The sequence below is a fragment of the Catonella morbi ATCC 51271 genome, from assembly GCF_000160035.2.
Lineage (GTDB): Bacteria > Bacillota > Clostridia > Lachnospirales > Lachnospiraceae > Catonella > Catonella morbi.
The window spans coordinates 534,681-552,195 of record NZ_KI535368.1 but is presented as its reverse complement, the minus strand read 5'-3'; the positions used below and the strand labels follow the sequence as shown (position 1 = coordinate 552,195).

At 39.5% G+C, this 17,515-nt stretch carries 16 protein-coding genes; 11 read left to right on the top strand and 5 right to left on the bottom strand.

From position 1 onward, the window contains the following. Positions 1 to 43: 43 nt before the first annotated feature. Entirely contained in the window at positions 44 to 691 is a 648-nt protein-coding gene (gene nth / locus GCWU000282_RS09510; protein WP_023354887.1) for an endonuclease III, read from the top strand. 100 nt (positions 692 to 791) lie between these two features. Here the strand turns inward: nth and GCWU000282_RS09505 are convergent, their stop codons facing one another. Next, complete coding sequence (locus tag GCWU000282_RS09505; protein ID WP_023354886.1) at positions 792 to 1,439, bottom strand: hypothetical protein; 648 nt, start codon at positions 1,437 to 1,439, stop codon at positions 792 to 794. Between the two features lie 269 nt (positions 1,440 to 1,708). Here GCWU000282_RS09505 and GCWU000282_RS09500 point away from each other — a divergent pair, with 269 nt between their 5' ends. From GCWU000282_RS09500 to GCWU000282_RS09465, 8 genes are all read left to right on the top strand, one after another. Beyond that, positions 1,709 to 3,199, top strand: coding sequence for a VanW family protein (locus tag GCWU000282_RS09500; RefSeq protein WP_023354885.1), 1,491 nt, complete (start codon positions 1,709 to 1,711; stop codon positions 3,197 to 3,199). Positions 3,200 to 3,270: 71 nt separating this feature from the next. Continuing rightward, positions 3,271 to 4,173 (top strand): AIR synthase-related protein, encoded by a 903-nt coding sequence (locus GCWU000282_RS09495; RefSeq protein ID WP_169730268.1) that lies wholly within the window; start codon positions 3,271 to 3,273, stop codon positions 4,171 to 4,173. Between the two features lie 136 nt (positions 4,174 to 4,309). Next, a complete protein-coding gene (locus GCWU000282_RS09490) occupies positions 4,310 to 4,810 on the top strand; it encodes an Lrp/AsnC family transcriptional regulator (protein WP_023354883.1) in 501 nt (166 codons plus the stop codon). Next, positions 4,807 to 5,970, top strand: a complete 1,164-nt coding sequence (locus GCWU000282_RS09485) for an aminotransferase class I/II-fold pyridoxal phosphate-dependent enzyme (RefSeq protein ID WP_023354882.1) — start codon at positions 4,807 to 4,809, stop codon at positions 5,968 to 5,970. Before GCWU000282_RS09490 ends, GCWU000282_RS09485 begins: the two co-directional genes overlap by 4 nt. Positions 5,971 to 6,032: 62 nt before the next feature. After that, positions 6,033 to 6,506 carry a chemotaxis protein CheX gene (locus GCWU000282_RS09480; RefSeq protein WP_023354881.1) on the top strand — a complete coding sequence of 158 codons (474 nt, stop codon included), beginning with the start codon at positions 6,033 to 6,035 and terminating at the stop codon, positions 6,504 to 6,506. A gap of 2 nt (positions 6,507 to 6,508) precedes the next feature. Next, the gene (locus GCWU000282_RS09475; protein WP_023354880.1) at positions 6,509 to 7,003 is read left to right on the top strand and encodes a tRNA (cytidine(34)-2'-O)-methyltransferase; all 495 of its coding nucleotides are present in this window, start codon (positions 6,509 to 6,511) and stop codon (positions 7,001 to 7,003) included. 64 nt (positions 7,004 to 7,067) lie between these two features. Then, on the top strand, positions 7,068 to 7,310 hold the full coding sequence (locus GCWU000282_RS09470) for a DUF6465 family protein (protein ID WP_023354879.1): 243 nt from the start codon (positions 7,068 to 7,070) through the stop codon (positions 7,308 to 7,310). 182 nt (positions 7,311 to 7,492) lie between these two features. Continuing rightward, entirely contained in the window at positions 7,493 to 9,877 is a 2,385-nt protein-coding gene (locus tag GCWU000282_RS09465; RefSeq protein ID WP_035040430.1) for an endonuclease MutS2, read from the top strand. On the opposite strand, the gene pdxR is transcribed toward GCWU000282_RS09465, so the two are convergent. After that, on the bottom strand, positions 9,870 to 11,270 hold the full coding sequence (gene pdxR, locus GCWU000282_RS09460; protein ID WP_023354877.1) for a MocR-like pyridoxine biosynthesis transcription factor PdxR: 1,401 nt from the start codon (positions 11,268 to 11,270) through the stop codon (positions 9,870 to 9,872). The two genes, GCWU000282_RS09465 and pdxR, sit on opposite strands and share 8 nt — an antisense overlap. Before the next feature lie 134 nt (positions 11,271 to 11,404). Here pdxR and GCWU000282_RS09455 point away from each other — a divergent pair, with 134 nt between their 5' ends. Beyond that, complete coding sequence (locus GCWU000282_RS09455) at positions 11,405 to 12,904, top strand: aldehyde dehydrogenase family protein (protein WP_023354876.1); 1,500 nt, start codon at positions 11,405 to 11,407, stop codon at positions 12,902 to 12,904. A gap of 68 nt (positions 12,905 to 12,972) precedes the next feature. Here GCWU000282_RS09455 and trmB read toward each other — a convergent pair whose 3' ends face one another. Then, complete coding sequence (gene trmB, locus GCWU000282_RS09450; protein ID WP_023354875.1) at positions 12,973 to 13,611, bottom strand: tRNA (guanosine(46)-N7)-methyltransferase TrmB; 639 nt, start codon at positions 13,609 to 13,611, stop codon at positions 12,973 to 12,975. 169 nt (positions 13,612 to 13,780) lie between these two features. Here trmB and GCWU000282_RS09445 point away from each other — a divergent pair, with 169 nt between their 5' ends. Next, a complete protein-coding gene (locus tag GCWU000282_RS09445) occupies positions 13,781 to 15,169 on the top strand; it encodes a D-alanyl-D-alanine carboxypeptidase family protein (RefSeq protein ID WP_051384167.1) in 1,389 nt (462 codons plus the stop codon). Between the two features lie 56 nt (positions 15,170 to 15,225). Here the strand turns inward: GCWU000282_RS09445 and GCWU000282_RS09440 are convergent, their stop codons facing one another. Both GCWU000282_RS09440 and GCWU000282_RS09435 read right to left on the bottom strand, forming a co-directional pair. Next, on the bottom strand, positions 15,226 to 16,167 hold the full coding sequence (locus GCWU000282_RS09440) for a 3'-5' exonuclease (RefSeq protein WP_023354873.1): 942 nt from the start codon (positions 16,165 to 16,167) through the stop codon (positions 15,226 to 15,228). 17 nt (positions 16,168 to 16,184) lie between these two features. Further along, entirely contained in the window at positions 16,185 to 17,462 is a 1,278-nt protein-coding gene (locus GCWU000282_RS09435; RefSeq protein WP_023354872.1) for a hypothetical protein, read from the bottom strand. Positions 17,463 to 17,515 lie beyond the last annotated feature (53 nt).

Sequence of the window (17,515 nt, the reverse complement as noted above, 5' to 3'; positions counted from 1 at the left end):
TATATTAGATTGTGCAAAATTAAATTTAACGGAGAATGAATATATGAAAAAACTGTCAAAAAAGGAAAGAGAGAGGATAGATGAGATAATCCGCCGTCTTATAGAGAGGTATGGTGGGGAGAGCCGTACTTATCTGGAACATAATAATGCCTGGCAACTGCTTTTTGCCACCATACTCAGTGCCCAATGTACGGATGCAAGAGTAAATATAGTAACAAAGGATTTATTTAGGAAATACAAAACTCTGGAAGATTTTGCCGGTGCAGACCTTAAAGAAATGGAGAAGGATATATATTCTACAGGGTTTTATCATAATAAAGCAAAGAACATTATTGCCTGTGCAAGGATGCTGCTCAGTGAGTATGGCGGAGAGGTGCCGAAAGAACTTGAGAAACTTATAGTATTGCCGGGTGTCGGCAGGAAGACAGCCAACGTAGTGCGGGGTAATATTTTTGATATACCGAGTATAGTAGTAGACACCCATGTAAAGAGGATATCAAAGAAACTGGGCATTACCACTACAGAAGATCCGGTAAAGGCGGAGTTTGAGCTGATGGAAGTGCTGCCTGAGAGTGTCTGGATAATCTGGAACCTGGATGTTATAGCACTTGGAAGGGAAATTTGTGTTGCCGGAACACCGAAATGTGACAGGTGCTTCCTTGCTGATGTCTGTCCTTCCTGTAAGGGATAATCGGACTTTTATTAATTTTATCACATAAAAAATATCAAAAACATATATAAAATTCAGCAAAAAATCCTATTGTATGTAGGCTGTTGTTGTTATAGAATAATTAGACAGATGTGATTTGGTTTATGATGTTTTCCCTGCGAAGCTCATCGAAACAGTCACAGGACTTAACCAGATCACTTATGCCAAGCTCGTTGCCGGTTTGATGATATATTTTTGCAAGGGTGATAAATACATCTTCTATATCGGATTTGCAGGCAACAGCATAAGAAAGAACCTTTTCAGCGGCGGTAAGTTCTCCGGCAGCAAATAGAAGCTTGCCCCATTTGGCAAGGGTTCTTGAGAGTTTTGAAAAATTTTCATCATATTGTATCAGGATTTGAAGATTTGCAACCCCATACTGCATTTTAATATCGGTGTTGCTTAAACCGTTAAGGTTAAGAATCTTTTTTTGGCTTAAAGCTATTACATTTTTTTCGCAGGTCAGGATTTCGCTCTTTATCTCGGCATCTATGTCGGAGGACAGCTTATATGAAGACTTCACCTCATCATAGCTGTCCGAAAAGGGAAGAGAGGCAAGAGGAACAGAGACATAGTCAAGGTTTGCAATATCTGCTCTTCTTGCAAAGTTTGCCTGTCGTTCTCTTTCTATGAAACTTGTTTTATTATCAGACTCAATTTGGGAATTTTTTTTGATTTCATATCTTATCCACATTGCAAAGAGAATTACAAATAAAAGGAAAATTGGCATACTGACCTCCGATTGTGAAAATAATAATTATTGGCAAATTTTGTTCTGATTTTCATATTTTTGACACTTAATTATTATATCATAATAAACTAAAGCGGTCAAAATACTTATAAAAAGTATAAAAATAGGATTGGGAGATGACTTATGAACTTTAATAATAGGAAAAACCAGAAACTGGTCTCAAAAATTATTATAATTATAGTAGTATTATCAATGCTTATTCCAATGGTTGCAAGTATGCTGGGGAGATAATTGAGAGGTGGTATTAAATGCGTAAAAAGAAGTTAATAATTGCGGTATATTCGGTATTGGTAGTTTTAATAGTGGCTACTGCCGGGCTTGCTGTCACAGTTTCGGCGCTTAGTTCAAAGCAGGAAGGAGTAATTTGCGAGGGTATAAGCGTAAACGGAATTGAGATGGGGGGCAAGACAGAAGAAGAGGCCGAGAAGCTTTTATCTGATTATACAAATCGGGTAAAAAGCAAAGAACTTGTAGTTTCTGTCACTGAAAACGGTGAGGAGCAAGGCTCTGAATCTATCTCTTTTAAGGATCTGGGAGTTAAGGTAAAAAGCAATAATATTGTGGATGAAATTGTACAGATAGGCGAAAAGGGCAATATAATTGACAGATATAAGGCAATAAAGTCTGCGAAAGAGAATAAACCTGAGTATAATATTGAATTTAAGTATGATTCTAAGAAGGTAGATCAATTCATAAAGAGTATTGCTGAAAAATATGATGTAGTTCCCGAAAATGCAACTCTCAGAAGGGAAGCAGGTAAATTTATTGTAAGCGGAGGTAAGGAAGGAAGAAGCCTTAATCAAAAAGAAGCTTTCGCTTCCGCAAAGGCAGTTGTGGAGGGATATTTAAATGAACTTCCCGGAAAGATTGAAGATGAAACCAATGTTGAGCTTGCACTTGAGACCAAGAAGCCTAAGTATGATAAGGAGGCTCTCAGCAAGGTAACAGACCTGCTTGGAAGTTACACTACAAGATATAACCCATCCGGTGGAAGGGGACAGAATGTAGCCAACGGATGCAGACTTATAAACGGCTCTGTTGTAATGCCGGGAGAAACTCTTTCTGCCAATAATAAGATGGCACCTTATACTGTTCAGAATGGTTATGGCATGGGTACTGCCTATGTAGACGGTAAGGTAGTGCCGGATATGGGAGGAGGAATCTGTCAGGTATCTTCGACTCTCTACAATGCGGTATTATTTTCAGAATTAGGTGTGGTACAGAGATTTAATCATTCACTTACGGTAGACTATGTCGAACTTGCACGAGATGCGGCTATAGCAGGTACTTGGAAGGATTTCGTATTTAAGAATACTACAGCTTATCCTGTGTATGTGGAGGGAATAACAAACGGAGGACAGATTACCTTCAATGTGTACGGACATGAGACCAGGGATATGGCGCACAGAAAGGTGGAGCTCAGCTCTGTTGTCCTTTCCAGAGGAAACGGAAGTAAGGCACAGCTCTATAAACTTGTTTATGAGAACGGAGTACTTAAAGATAGAATACTATTAAATACAAGTACATATAAGCCTCACGAGTATGAAATTGAAGCAGCTAAAAAGAAGGCTGAAGAGGAAAAGAAGAAAAAAGAGGAAGAGAAGAAGAAAAAAGAGGAAGAAAAGAAGAAAAAAGAAGAAGAGAAAAAGAAGAAAGAGGAAGAAAAGAAGAAAAAGGCTCCGGCTGAATCAGAGGATCCGAATATAGATGATGATTTGGAAGAGGAAATAGAAGGATGATAGAAGTTCCTGATTATATTTATGAGAGAAGCGTAATAAAGCAATTATATTTAAAGGAGGAGAGTAGGCATTTGTTCCAAAAGAATGCCTACTCTGTCTCTATAAATAGGGAAGAACAGATAACAGGATATGTCGCAGAAGCATCAGAAGTTCTAAGCTTTAAGGGAGAACCTGTGCTGACGGAGAAGGCTCTTAATGAGATATTGAGAAAAATTATGTGTGCGGGCGGAAATCTTACAGAACTTAGAGCGGATATTGTCTTTGCGGGAGGATTTGAAGAAGCTGAGCTTAGGAAGTTTTCATCTTCTCTAAAAAAATTAGCGGATAAGATTGAAGTTCAGATTAAAAAAGTATCTGTTTATTTAAGGGAAAGTGCAGAACCGGGAAAAACTGTATTTATATCGGGGAAGGGTTGCCTGAAAAAAACTTCTGATGCACCCTGGCAGAGGCAAAGAATATTTGAAGGACAGAGAATTATTCTTACCGGAAGTGTAGGGAAATCGGGAATGATAGAATTATTTGATAAAAATAAGCAGGACCTTAAGCAGATCTACCCTGACATCTATATAGAAAAAATGTCTAATAAGTCTGCTGACAGGCTGCCGTATGCAGAGACAGAGACTGCCCCGTTTTATAAGGTCAGTGCTATGCTTCCTCTGGGACCGGGAGGTCTTACGGCGGGGCTGTGGAATCTCGGAGAGAGAGAAGAAGCAGGACTTGTCATATACGCCGACAGGATTAATTATGAACAGGAAACCATAGAAATCTCCAATCATTTTAACCTGAATCCCCTTGAGTTAAACTCTGAAGGAGCCTATCTGCTTGCTACAGACAGGGGTGAGGAGCTGACACTTGCTCTCAGAAGTGCGGGAATAGATGCTGTTTGTATAGGGGAAGTGACAAAGAACAAAAAAAGGGTTGTGATGTTTGAGGATGAGGAAAGATATATAGAATCCCCCGGATATAAGTTCTGATTTTCCGTTAACAAAAGACTCTCCCGGCCTGAATATTTGGCAAAAGAATTTGAATTAATTTGGACTATTTTGCACTTGTTGAAAAGCTGATAATATAGTATTATAGTAATATATTTGCTATAAAGAGGAAATTGCTATGGAAAATAAAAAGTTAAGACTTGAAATACTGAGAGCCATTGAAAAAAACAGTAAGTTGTCCGCAGAGGATTTGGGGGCTATGTTAGGTGTTTCTCCGGAGCAGATAACTGCTGAAATTAAGACATTAGAAGCTGAGAGAATAATCTGTGGTTATCCGACCTTTGTAGACTGGGATAAGATAGATGATACCGAGACAGTGACCGCACTTATAGAGGTAAAGGTTGCGCCTAAGAGAGATGAGGGCTTTGACTTTATGGCAAAGCGCATTTACAGGTTTGAGGAAGTGTCCTATGTCTATCTTATGTCTGCGGACTATGACCTTATGGTTATAGTCGAGGGTAAAAGCATGAGAGAGGTTGCAAAATTTGTACATAGCAAGCTTTCTCCTCTTGAATCGGTTATAAGTACTGAGACACATTTTGTACTAAAGAAGTATAAAGAGCATGGAATGAGTTATGTTGAAGAAGAAAAAGATGAAAGGGAGTTAATTACACCTTGAGGGAAATATTAAATAATGCAGTACAGGAGATAAAGCCGTCCGGTATAAGAAAGTTCTTTGATATAGTGAGTGAAATGAAGGATGCAATTTCTCTTGGTGTGGGCGAACCTGATTTTCAGACACCCTGGCATATAAGAGAAGAGGGTATATATTCGCTTGAGCGCGGTAAGACACATTATACCTCAAATACCGGACTTAAAGAGCTTAAGGAAAATGTTTCGGAATATGTAAAAAGGAAATATAATCTGGATTATGATGCAGGCGGTGAAGTTATAATTACTGTCGGAGGCAGTGAGGCGATAGATATAGCACTCAGAGCAATGCTTGATGAAGGGGATGAGGTACTGATTCCTGAGCCTTGTTATGTATCTTATGTTCCCTGTACCCATCTTGCGGGAGGAAAGCCTGTATCCATACCGCTTAAGGCAGAAAATGAGTTTAAGTTAACAAGAGCTGAACTTGAAGAATATTATACGGATAAGACCAAGATTTTAATAATGCCATTTCCGAACAATCCGACAGGTGCAATTATGACAGAGGAAGAGCTTGCGCCAATAGTGGATTTTGTTACAGAAAAGGATATTTTTGTAATTACTGATGAGATATATGCCGAACTTACCTACAAAGGAAAGCATGTTTCCATAGCGGCTTTTCCGGGAATGAAGGAAAGAACTGTTTATATCAATGGTTTTTCAAAGGCATTTGCAATGACAGGCTGGCGTATGGGCTATGCAGCAGGCCCTAAGAGAGTTATAAGTCAAATGTTAAAGATTCATCAGTTTGCGATAATGTGTGCTCCTACTACAAGTCAGTATGCGGCTATAGAAGCACTTAAAAACGGAGATACTGATGTTGAAAATATGCGTGAGGCTTATAATCAACGCAGAAGGTTTCTGATATCAGAGCTTAAGAGAATAGGAATAGACTGCTTCGAACCGTTTGGAGCCTTTTATATCTTTCCTTGTATTAAAAAATTTGGTATGACAAGTGAGGAATTTGCAACGAAGCTGCTTGAAGAAGAAAAGCTTGCAGTTGTACCGGGCACAGCTTTTGGAGAGTGCGGAGAGGGCTTTATCAGGATTTCCTATGCATATTCCATTGATAATTTAAGAATTGCGATGTCAAGGATAGAAAATTTTGCAAAAAGACATTTAAGATAATGATACAAGTATAATCTCAGTAATTATGTATCAGGCGAAATAATATTATCGGAGGTAGTAAAATGGCAGGACTCAGTGTTGAATACATCAATCCCTTCCTTGCAGCAGCGACAACTATACTTAAGCAGACTTGTATGATTGATACTGTCATTGGCAGACCGGGGCTTAAAGATATGAACTTTTCACCTGATTCGGTGATAATAATGATAGGAATTACAGGTGACGTCAGAGGACAGGTAATTATAGAATTTACCAATGATGTGGCCTGTGACATAGCGGGGAAAATGATGATGCAGGGACCGCTTCCGGAGCTGAATGAGATTGGACATAGTGCAATTTGTGAGCTTGGAAATATGGTGCTTGGCAATACTGCTACATTGTTTTCAAGCCAGGGCATAGGAATAGATATTACACCGCCAACGGTAGGAAAGGGAGGAATGAGCTTTAATACTTCATTTACTAAGAATTTATGCATTCCGCTTTCATATGAAGATGGAAAATGTATTAATTTTAATATAGCTATAACCGGTGAGTAATTATGAATATAATTTTGCATGAGCCGGAGATACCGGCCAACACCGGCAACATAGGCAGAACCTGTGTTGCTACGGGGACAGCACTTCATCTGATTAGGCCGCTCGGTTTTGACATATCCGATAAGGCTGTAAGAAGGGCGGGAATGGACTATTGGAAGGATCTTGAACTTTATGTATATGAAGATTTCAATGATTTTGTAAGTAAAAACCCGAATGCAAGAATATATATGGCTACCACAAAGGCGAAAAAAGCATATACGGAAGTTATATATGAAGAAAATGATTTCATTATGTTTGGTAAAGAAAGTGCGGGGATTCCTGAGGAAATCCTGATAAAATACGAGGATACTTCGGTTAGGATACCAATGATAGGTGAGATAAGATCGCTTAACTTATCAAATTCGGTTGCAATTATGCTCTATGAGGCACTAAGACAGCAGGACTTTGAAGGAATGAAGTTAAAAGGGGATTTACATCGTCTCAAATGGAGCAATTAAATCGGTTGTTAGGCGAATAGCCTTTCAATATAAAGTAATTGTAGTTTTGCCAGAAGGAGGGTGTATGATTGTAAACAAAGATGCAAAGAAAGAAGCAGCTATGGGGATTGAACTTGAGACTTATTTTGAATTTAACGGTATACAGATTAATTCAGACGAAATGATTCAAAAGACCAAAGAGGCCTACCTTGCAGAAGGGAACAGCCTTGATGATGTTAAGTCCGTTAAGGTTTATATTAATGCAAATGAGCGCAGGGCTTATTATGTAATCAATGGACAGGCAGAAAGTAAGTTTATCGAGTTCTAGACAGATTATGTAAACAGGAAAGGGCTGCCTATTGGCAGCTCTTTTTTTGAGGGATGCAAAGCTTGCGGCAGGGAAGTTTGCCTTACGGCACCGCTCGCGCACGAAGTATGTGCAAGTACACACATTTTTACTATGTAGAGAAAGCAAGAGATGGATGGCAGTATAGAAAAAAGGAAAAATATATGAATAAAAAAGTATTACATACATTGGAATTTGACAAAATAACGGAAAGACTGTGTGAGTTTGCCTCGTCAAGTAAGGCTAAAGAAAAAATATCCGGGCTTATTCCGATGGCGGATATTGATGAGATAAATAAGGCACAGAAGGAAACAGCGGATGCACTTGCAAGAGTATATCAGTCAGGGCATATTTCATTTTCGGGACTTAGTGAAATAGGAGATTCTTTAGTAAGGCTTGAAGTGGGCTCTACCCTTGGCATGGGAGAGCTTATAAATATAAGCAAAACTCTTGATGTAGCACTTCGTGTGAAAAACTTTGGTGCCAAAAGGGACAGTTCGTTAGAACCGGACAGCCTTTCTGAAAGGCTGGAGCTGCTGGCTCCGCTGTCACCTTATAATAACGAAATTAAGCGTTGTATCATTTCTGAGGAGGAAATGGCTGATGATGCGAGCCCGGGACTTAAAAATGTAAGAAGGAAGATAGAGTTTACCAATGCAAAAATCAGGGAACAGCTTGACAGTCTTGTAAATTCGGCTTCCGAAAAGGGGCTGTTGCAGAATAACAAGGTAACTATGAGAAACGGCAGATATTGTCTGCCTGTTAAAAATGAGCACAGAAGCAAGGTAAACGGGCTTATTCACGACCAGTCATCCACAGGTTCGACTGTGTTTGTAGAGCCTGCTGTAGTAGTTAAATACAATAACGAGCTTAGCGAACTGGTTATCGAGGAAGCTAAAGAAATAGAAAAGGTATTGGCGGCACTTTCAAATGAGGCAGCAGGCCATTTGGAGGAGCTCAGATATGATGTAGGTGTGCTTCCAGAACTTGATTTTATCTTTGCAAAGGCGGAGCTTGCAAAGGAGATGAGTGCAACAGAGCCTGTATTTAACCTCGACAGAAGAATAAATATCAAGAAGGGCAGACATCCGCTGATAGATAAGAAAAAGGTTGTACCTATAGATATTAATCTGGGCAAAGACTTTGAGCTTTTGGTGATAACAGGACCTAATACAGGCGGTAAGACAGTTTCGCTTAAAACCGTAGGACTTATTACTCTGATGGGACAGGCAGGGCTTCATATACCGGCTTTTGATAGGTCCGAACTTGGAATTTTTAGAGAAATCTATGCGGATATAGGAGATGAGCAGAGTATAGAGCAGAGTCTTTCTACATTTTCCTCTCATATGGTAAATATAGTAAATATATTAAAAGAGGCTGACAGAGAAAGTCTTGTGCTTTTTGACGAGCTTGGAGCAGGAACTGACCCTACAGAGGGTGCGGCCCTTGCTATGGCAATTCTTGCAAATCTGCAAAACAGGGATGCAAGGGTAATGGCAACCACTCATTACAGTGAGCTGAAAGTTTATGCACTTACAACGCCCGGAGTGGTGAATGCAAGCCTGGAGTTCAGTCTTGAGACACTTATGCCTACCTACCGTATCCTCATAGGAATACCGGGTAAGAGTAATGCCTTTGCCATATCAAAGAAGCTGGGGCTTTCGGATGAGATAATAGAGGATGCCACCAACAGGATAGATACCAATGACAAGCGTTTTGAAGATGTAATAGCGGAGCTTAACCGCAGCCGTCAGTTCATAGAAGAAGAGGAAGAGCGGATAAAGAAAAGAAGGGCTGAGATAGAAAAAGAAAAACAGGCTCTTGAAACAGATGTAGAAAAGCTTGCGGAGAAAAGAGAAAGCCTGCTTGCAGATGCCAAGAGTGAGGCTTCTAAGATACTTTCAGAAGCTAAGGAAATGGCTGATGCTTCCATTAAAAAATACAATAAATGGGGGCTTGGCGGTGCTACAGCCAGAGAGATGGAAGAAGAGAGAAGCAAGCTTCGTGAGAAGATAGATGCCGTAACCAAGAGTAGCGGAATCAAAGCCAAAGAAAGTCAGAGAAACCGTGTTGGTAACAAACCGCTTCATATAGGAGATATGGTGCTTGTACTTACTATGGGTATTAAGGGTACTGTAAGCACCCTTCCTGATTCAAAGGGTAATCTTACAGTTACAATGGGCATAATGAAGTCAAATGTAAATGTAAAAGACCTTGCCTTTGTTGAGGAGGATAATTCTGTAAAAATAGTTAAAGACAAGTCTTCATCAGGCAGGGGCAGCATAGGGATGAGTAAAAGTCTGAATGTGCGTGTCGAGAAAAACATTGTGGGACTTCGTTATGATGATGCAAGGGCGGAACTTGCTAAGTACATAGATGATGCCTACCTTGCCCACCTTCCACAGGTCAGAATAATACATGGACGCGGTACCGGAGCACTCAGAGGCATGGTACATGATTATCTTAAAAAATGTAAATATGTCAAGAGCTTCAGGGAAGGCGAGTACAATGAAGGCGGGACCGGAGCTACTGTGGTTACATTTAAGTAGTCACGGTAAAAACAGAGCCTAACCTTGATATGGCTTCTTTCTGAGTATCCTCGTCAAGGTCAGAAAAATTTAATATGAGGGTGTGCTCGTATTTTGCTTCAAGTTTAGTACAGAAATCTGATAAGAAATTTACCTGCACACCTTTTTTGGCTGTTTTTTCTCTGACCTCATCATCAGAAAGTTCTGTCCGCAATTTTACAAGTATATGTGTACCGTTCTGGGTTTCGGAAAGTGAGATAATCGGAATATCTTTATTCGTAAGCAATATTTCTCTGAGTGTCTCACCTTCCTGCCTGTAGAGTTTCTTAATTCTTCGTATATGTCTTTCAAAATATCCTTTTTTTATAAAAAGAGCAAGTGCAAGCTGCTCCAAAGTAGAGGCTGAGTTTGTAAAAAAATAAGTACTTTCTATATATTTTCTCATAAGCTTTTCAGGAAGCACCATGTAGCTGATTCTTATTGCAGGAGACAGGGTTTTGCTAAAGGTATTCATATATATAACTTTTTCACATACATCAAGACTTTTAAGAGCCGGCATAGGTTTTGAACCATAGCGGAATTCACAGTCAAAATCATCTTCAATTATATATCTGTTAGCTGCCCCACATCCCCAGGCTAAGAGCTCCTGCCTGCGTTTCAAAGGCATAAATGTTCCCAAAGGATAATGGTGTTCGGGGGATACATGTACGATATTGGGATTGACTGTTTCTAAATCTCTCATATTTATGCCTTCATCATCCATATCTATACTTTTCCAATTAAGAGAGAAAGAGTTATAAAGTTTCGGAATCTTCTTATATCCCGGGTTTTCAACGGCATAGGTTGATGAGGACGGTAAAACATTAATCAGGCGGTTGTAGAGAAATTCAATGCCTGCGCCTATTACAATAAGTTCCGGTGAGACGGTAATTCCGCGATTTCTATAAAGATAATCAGCTATTTCGGACTTAAGTTCTTCATTTCCGAATGGGTGTCCGCGCATAATAAGCTCTGTCTCATAAGTTGAAAGTACTTCTCTTACCACCTTTTTCCAGGTAAAATGAGGGAAGTTTTTAAACAGAATATTGTTTGAACCAAAGTCAGCAAACCAGTTGTCTTCAACATATAAAGGATTTTCATAGAGATTTTTCTTTTTCACTTTGGGAAGGGCGGAGATATCAGAGACGAAATATCCCTTTTTTTCAAAGCTTTTAATATAGCCTTCCATAAGGAGCTGATTATATGCATTGACTACGGTGGTAACGCTGATACCGTTATCAGAGGCCATATTTCTCTTTGATGGAAGCCTGTCTCCGGATACTAACTTTCCGGTTAATATATCATTTCTAATATATTCATACAGCAGTTCATACACAGGTTTATCGTTTTGCCCCACAAGTTTATATCTATACATGGTTTTGCCTTTCTATAAAACTGGTATCTTTAAATATTATAATTTTGGATATTTTAAAATATTCAGAGTCCAGTATAATACAAATTAAATAAAAGTTAAATACTTAATTTACAGAAAGGTAAACGGTGAAGGTCATGAATGTTAAACTCAAAGAAAAGTATGGGCTTTATATCAACGGACAGTGGAGAGATGCTTCGGATGGGGCAACTTTTGCTACAAAGAATCCGGCTACGGGAGAGCATCTTGCGTACTGCGCAGAGGCTACCAAAGAAGATGTAGATGATGCAGTTAATGCGGCATGGACGGCATTTCCGGCTTGGAGAGAGGTATCTCCTCAGGAAAGAGCGGCTATATTATATAAAATAGCAGACATTATTGAGGCTAATTCAGCACTGCTTGCGGAAGTTGAAACTCTTGACAACGGAAAACCTATAAGAGAGACTACATACATAGATGTGCCTTGGGCAGTAGAGCATTTCCGCTACTTTGCGGGAGCTGTACTTACTCATAGTGATTCGGCAAGGGTTTTAAATACACCGAATTTTCCGGGCGAGACATTGAGCCTCGTACTTCGCGAGCCCATAGGTGTAGTAGGACAGATAGTTCCTTGGAATTTCCCATTCCTTATGGCTGCATGGAAACTTGCACCGGTACTGGCTGCAGGTGATTGTACAGTGCTTAAAACTTCATCTGAAACTCCTCTCAGCGTTAATGTGCTTATGGAGCTTATCGGAGATGTAGTTCCTGCAGGAGTAATAAATGTTATTACAGGTAAGGGTTCTAAGTCCGGTCAGTATATCCTCGACCATCCGGGCTTCAGAAAACTTGCATTTACAGGTTCTACAGAGGTAGGGCTTAATGTAGCGAAGGCGGCAGCAGAGAAACTCATCCCTGCAACGCTTGAACTTGGCGGTAAGTCCGCAAATATATTCTTTGATGACTGTGACCTGGAACAGGCAATAGACGGTCTTCAGGTCGGTATTCTGTTTAATCAGGGTCAGGTTTGCTGTGCAGGTTCGAGAGTGTTTGTACAGGAAGGTATTTATGATAAATTTGTAGAAGCCGCAAAGAAGGCTTTTGGAGCTGTAGAACAGGGAGATACCCTGAGTCTGAATACTCAGATAGGTGCTTCTATAAATGAAAACCAGGTTAAAAAGGTAAGTTCATATATTGACATTGCTAAGTCGGAAGGTGCTACAATTGCAATCGGAGGTGAAAGGAATACCGAAGGTGCTTGTGCAAACGGATGCTTCTTTAAGCCTACACTTATCACCGATGTAACCAATGATATGAGGGTGGCCAGGGAAGAAATATTCGGACCTGTAGCTGTAATTATCAAGTTCAAAGATGCAGAAGATGTAATTAAGATGGCAAACGATTCAGAGTATGGACTCGGAGGCGGAATCTTTACCAAGGACATAACTAAGGCAATTAATGTGGCAAGACGAGTAGAGACAGGCCGTATGTGGGTAAATACCTACAATCAGATACCTGCAGGTGCTCCGTTCGGAGGCTACAAGAAATCAGGAATAGGACGAGAGACAGATTTAAGTATTTTAGATGCTTATACACAGCAGAAGAACATTTTTATTAATTTAAGTGATGCTCCGTCTGGATTTTATCCACAGAAATAAACCTAAATCTCTCCAAAAACTCCGCTACAGTTTGAAGCTGTAGCGGAGTTTTACTGCTATCAGAGTTTTTACCTCCTTATAAACACAACCCTTTTTATAGGATTACCCTTAGCAGAAAATCTTTCCTCGTACTCTGTCATTATATTGCCCTCATTCCATTCGCTGTTATGAAGGTCATAGGAAACTTCCGTGGCCTTAAAATTTGTGGCTTCAACCTCTTCCAAAGAGAAGTCAAAGAGGTTTGAGTTATCTGTCTTAAATTGAATTTTACCCTCAGGGTTAAGCAGTTTTTCATATCTTACAAAAAACTGTCTTGAAGTCAGTCTTCTCTTCGCATGTCTGTCCTTTGGCCAGGGATCCGAAAAGTTGAGATAAATTCCGTCTACCTCATTTTCACCAAAAACTTCATTTATATTTTCTGCATCCATGCGGATAAATTTGAGATTGGGAAGCACCAGCTCTGTCTGCTTCTCAATAGCTCTTACAAGTACACTTGAATATTTTTCAATTCCTATATAATTTATTTCGGGATGAAGTTTTGCAAGTGTGGTTATAAACTGCCCCTTTCCCATGCCTATTTCTATAAAAAGTGGCTGTTTAACAGGGAAAAATGAGGAAATCTCACCTTTATGCTTTTCAGCCTCCTGTATAACAAACTCACTGTTAGCTATATCTTCTCTGGAACCGGGTACATTTCTTAATCTCATACAGACCTCACATAAACTTATTTTATTTGCTTATTGCTAAAGAGTTTTTACAACAAATATGCGGGAAAGTCAAGGAAGAAAAATTTCTTATTTTATTAGCCCTTGAAATAGCTTTATATCTATGGTTAAATGTAAGGGAATGTTCTGTACGATAATTTGGGAGAAGATTATGAAAAAATTATATATAAAAAGAAGTTTTGCATTTTTTTTGATGATAATGGTTTTATTTTCAGTTCTTAAAATAAATACAGTTTTTGCGGCCGATTCTGCACTTTGGCCGGAATGCCCATCTATAAAAGCTAAAGAAGCTGTGGTTATGGATCTTGCAACAGGTACGATTCTGGTTTCAAAAAACGGAAACAAGAAGTGGTACCCCGCGAGTACGACTAAGATAATGACAGCTATGCTTGCTATAGAGCATGCAAAGTCGCTTGATGAAGAAGTAGAATTTACTAAAGAAGCTATTGATGCAGCAGACAGAGGAAGCTCAAGTATAGGGATTACACCGGGTGAAAAACTCACATTGAGAGAGTGTCTGTATGGGCTGATGCTTGCGTCTGCCAATGAAGTAGCCAATGCACTTGCTATACACACGGCAGGGAGTATAGATGCCTTTGCCGATATGATGAATGAAAAGGCGGCCGAGCTTGGCTGTACCAATACCCATTTCAGAAATCCGAGCGGGCTTTATGAAGATGATCACTATACCACACCGGCAGACCTTGCAAAAATCGCAAGAGCAGCTATAAAGATAGATGCTTTTAAAGAAATCGCAAGTACCAGAAAATATGTGCTACCGAAAACCAACCTGATGAAGGAGAAACGTCCGTTATCCAATACCCATCAGCTTTTTAATCCGATGCAGTGTCCTGAACACGCTTATGAATATTGCTATGCCGGCAAAACAGGTTACACCAGAGAAGCTAAATTTAATCTGGTTTCCTATGTAAAAAAAGGAGCCATGGATGTAGTCTGCGTAATAATGAATGCTGAAAGCAGAGATGTACAGTATACCAACACTAAAAAGCTTACGGACTATACATTTAAGAGATTCAGAATGTTACAGGCAGATAAGATCCCCCTTAATTTAAGTGAGAATGCCGGAGGTACTTATGCCCATATTTTGGAAAATGATCCATCGGCAGAGTTTACGGTATCCGGAACGGCGACACTTGCAGTACCCAAAAAATGTGATATAAACGGAGTTACTGCCAAGATTACAGAAAATGAACTTACCGCTGTAGAGGCGGGGGCTAACTGTATTGGAAATGTTGAATATCAATACGGGGGTGAATGCATAGGAAATGTGGAACTTATATATACAAGCTCAAAGTCTTATCCTTTTAATAAACCGCAACCTACACCTGAAACAGAGCCTGTAGAAGAGGCGGAAAAAGGGATAAATTTTGTGGCAATAGGCATGATTGCGGCTTCTGTGTTTATGATATTGGCACTGCTTTGGTATATATTTGTATACAGGAAGCCATCACAGGTGGCACGCAGGAGATATAGAAAGCATAGAAGAGGGATAAATAAAAGAAACCGGCTTAAATGGTAAGCCGGTTTTAATTTTGCCTTATAACGTTGTGTGTGAAATATGTATCATTCTTTTCGTTATGGATTCTGCTTCCTACTGTTATAATTCTTAAGCATTGTCATAGCCTGATCTTTTGAGAGAGAACGCAGGGTGGAGATGGCAAAATAATGTCTGTCATCGGGATTTTTAATAAGTCTTTTTCCCTTGATGTAACCATGCATCTTACACTCTCCGACTATATAGTAATTCTTTGAATTAGAGGTATACCAAGGCACTATCCGGTGGAGTTTTTTACCGCAGATATGGCAGCAAAAGGCTTCACTTTCAGAGGCTTTTCTCAGAGCTTCTTTAGAACTGTAAGCTCTCGTGATGCTTAGTTTGTGATCCGGATAGATTATACTTACCTCCTGATTTTTGTTGAGAGGAAATTTGTAAGTATCTACCGAAGGATACAGTCTTATATTAATATCACTTATATGCCGGAGAATTTCGGCGGTATACTCAGCATCTGAAATGGCGCTGTGAAAGGCTTTATCTTCATCTAACTCCAGATATTTAATCGCATTTTCAAGTGAAAATACTGTTTCATCATATTTTTCCATAAAAATATTAAACAAATATTGAACATTGTAGTAGTACAGTGGTCTTGAAAAACAGTTATATACTTCAAAAAAAGCCATATTTCTTTGGAGCTCAAGCAGGTCAAGAGTGCCCCAAGTTGCAAATGAATAATTTCGGTCTCCTTTGCGGCACCATTTTAAGAACTCCTTGCAGGCAGTCACAAAGTCGGTTCCCTTAGACAGGTCTTTTTCGGTAAGCGGAATAAGCTCTTTTGTATATTTGAATAATTCAGGATATACAACAGGTTTTATTATTCTGTGAAAAGAATCGATAATCTTAAAATGTTCATCAAGCTTTACTGCTCCAATTTCAATAATCTCAAAAGGAAGAGACTTCTCAGACTCTTCCTTTGAAGGATATCCTTGATTCCATTCAAGGTCAAAAACTATATATCTCATTTTATCTCCGGATTATTTTACTGCCCTGCTGAAGCAAATAGGGCGGCAATATCTTCAGGGCTCATTTTTTTATTAGGATCGTCTGAGACCGGAGTGACTGCCGGTGCAGGCTTTGAAAGTGCTTCTATGGCGGTTTTAGGTACCGGAGTACTTGGCTCGGGCTCGAGTGCAAGGCTGGCAGAAGCAAACAAAGCAGCAATGTCTTCAGGGCTCATTTTCTTGTTCGGATCGTCATTAGCGGGAGCCGGTTCTTGTACAACAGGTTCAGGCTCAGGAGAAGAAGCTGCAAAAAGAGCGGCAATTTCTTCAGGACTCATCTGTTTGTTCGGATCGTCGTTAGCCGGAGCGGAAGCAGATTCTTCGGAAACAGGTTCATCTTTTGTCATAGTGTCCACAAATTCAGGTGTGCTCCCCGCAACCTCATCAGATTCAGCAGTTGTGACTGCTTCTGTGGTTTCAGGAACAATTTCCTCGGTTTCAGGAACTGAATCTTCGACTATTGGTATATCTTCCCGAAGAGCAGGTTCGACAGTTATTTCCTCACTGTATACGGCTTCTGTGCCGGAAGAAGCAATGTCTGCTACGGTCTCACTTGGTACTGCTTTACTTACAGGTTTTGTATATTCTCCGGCAGTATTCTCAGAAACAGATACGTTATTTGCTGCCATACTATCTGAAACCTGTGTAACAGGGCTTGCGTACTGTATTCTGTTATTAGATATCTGTCTTGCTATGTCTGTAATAGTCTGAAGCTGTTCTTTTACAGCATTCATAGTCAGCTGATTGCTCTTTAATTCAAGTGCAAGAGCATCGAATTTGGAAAGTATCTGAGCTAGGTCAGCCTGTGCCATCGAATTATCTGTAATAACATCAGCTATATGGTTTATATTTTTTATATCATATTTTATAGAGGTTTTAATCGCACGAATTACTTCAGCCTGAAGACTGCTTAAATTCTCCACGTTCTCCTCCGGCATCAGTATACGTTCTTCTAAAAGATTGAGAATTCTTTTTTCAAGCACATAGGTTGCCTTTGCAAGTTTGACAGCTTCTTCCTTTTCCGCCAAAGCAGCTTCGTTTGCATTTATTTCGTTTGCTTTTTCATCCCTTTCTTTTATAAAAGATTTTACGGTATTTGTAATCTCAGTCAATAATAAATAGGAAGAACCGAGCAGTGTCGCACCTACTGTCAAAGGAAAATAAAAAACATCAGAATATTTTATTATGCAGAAAAGCTCTAAAAAAGTAAGAGTGATAAAAAGTAGTGAAAATGGAATTATTTTATTTTTTTTCATTTCATACCTCTTTTGCGGGATTTTTATATAACTATAAATTTGAAACAATTATT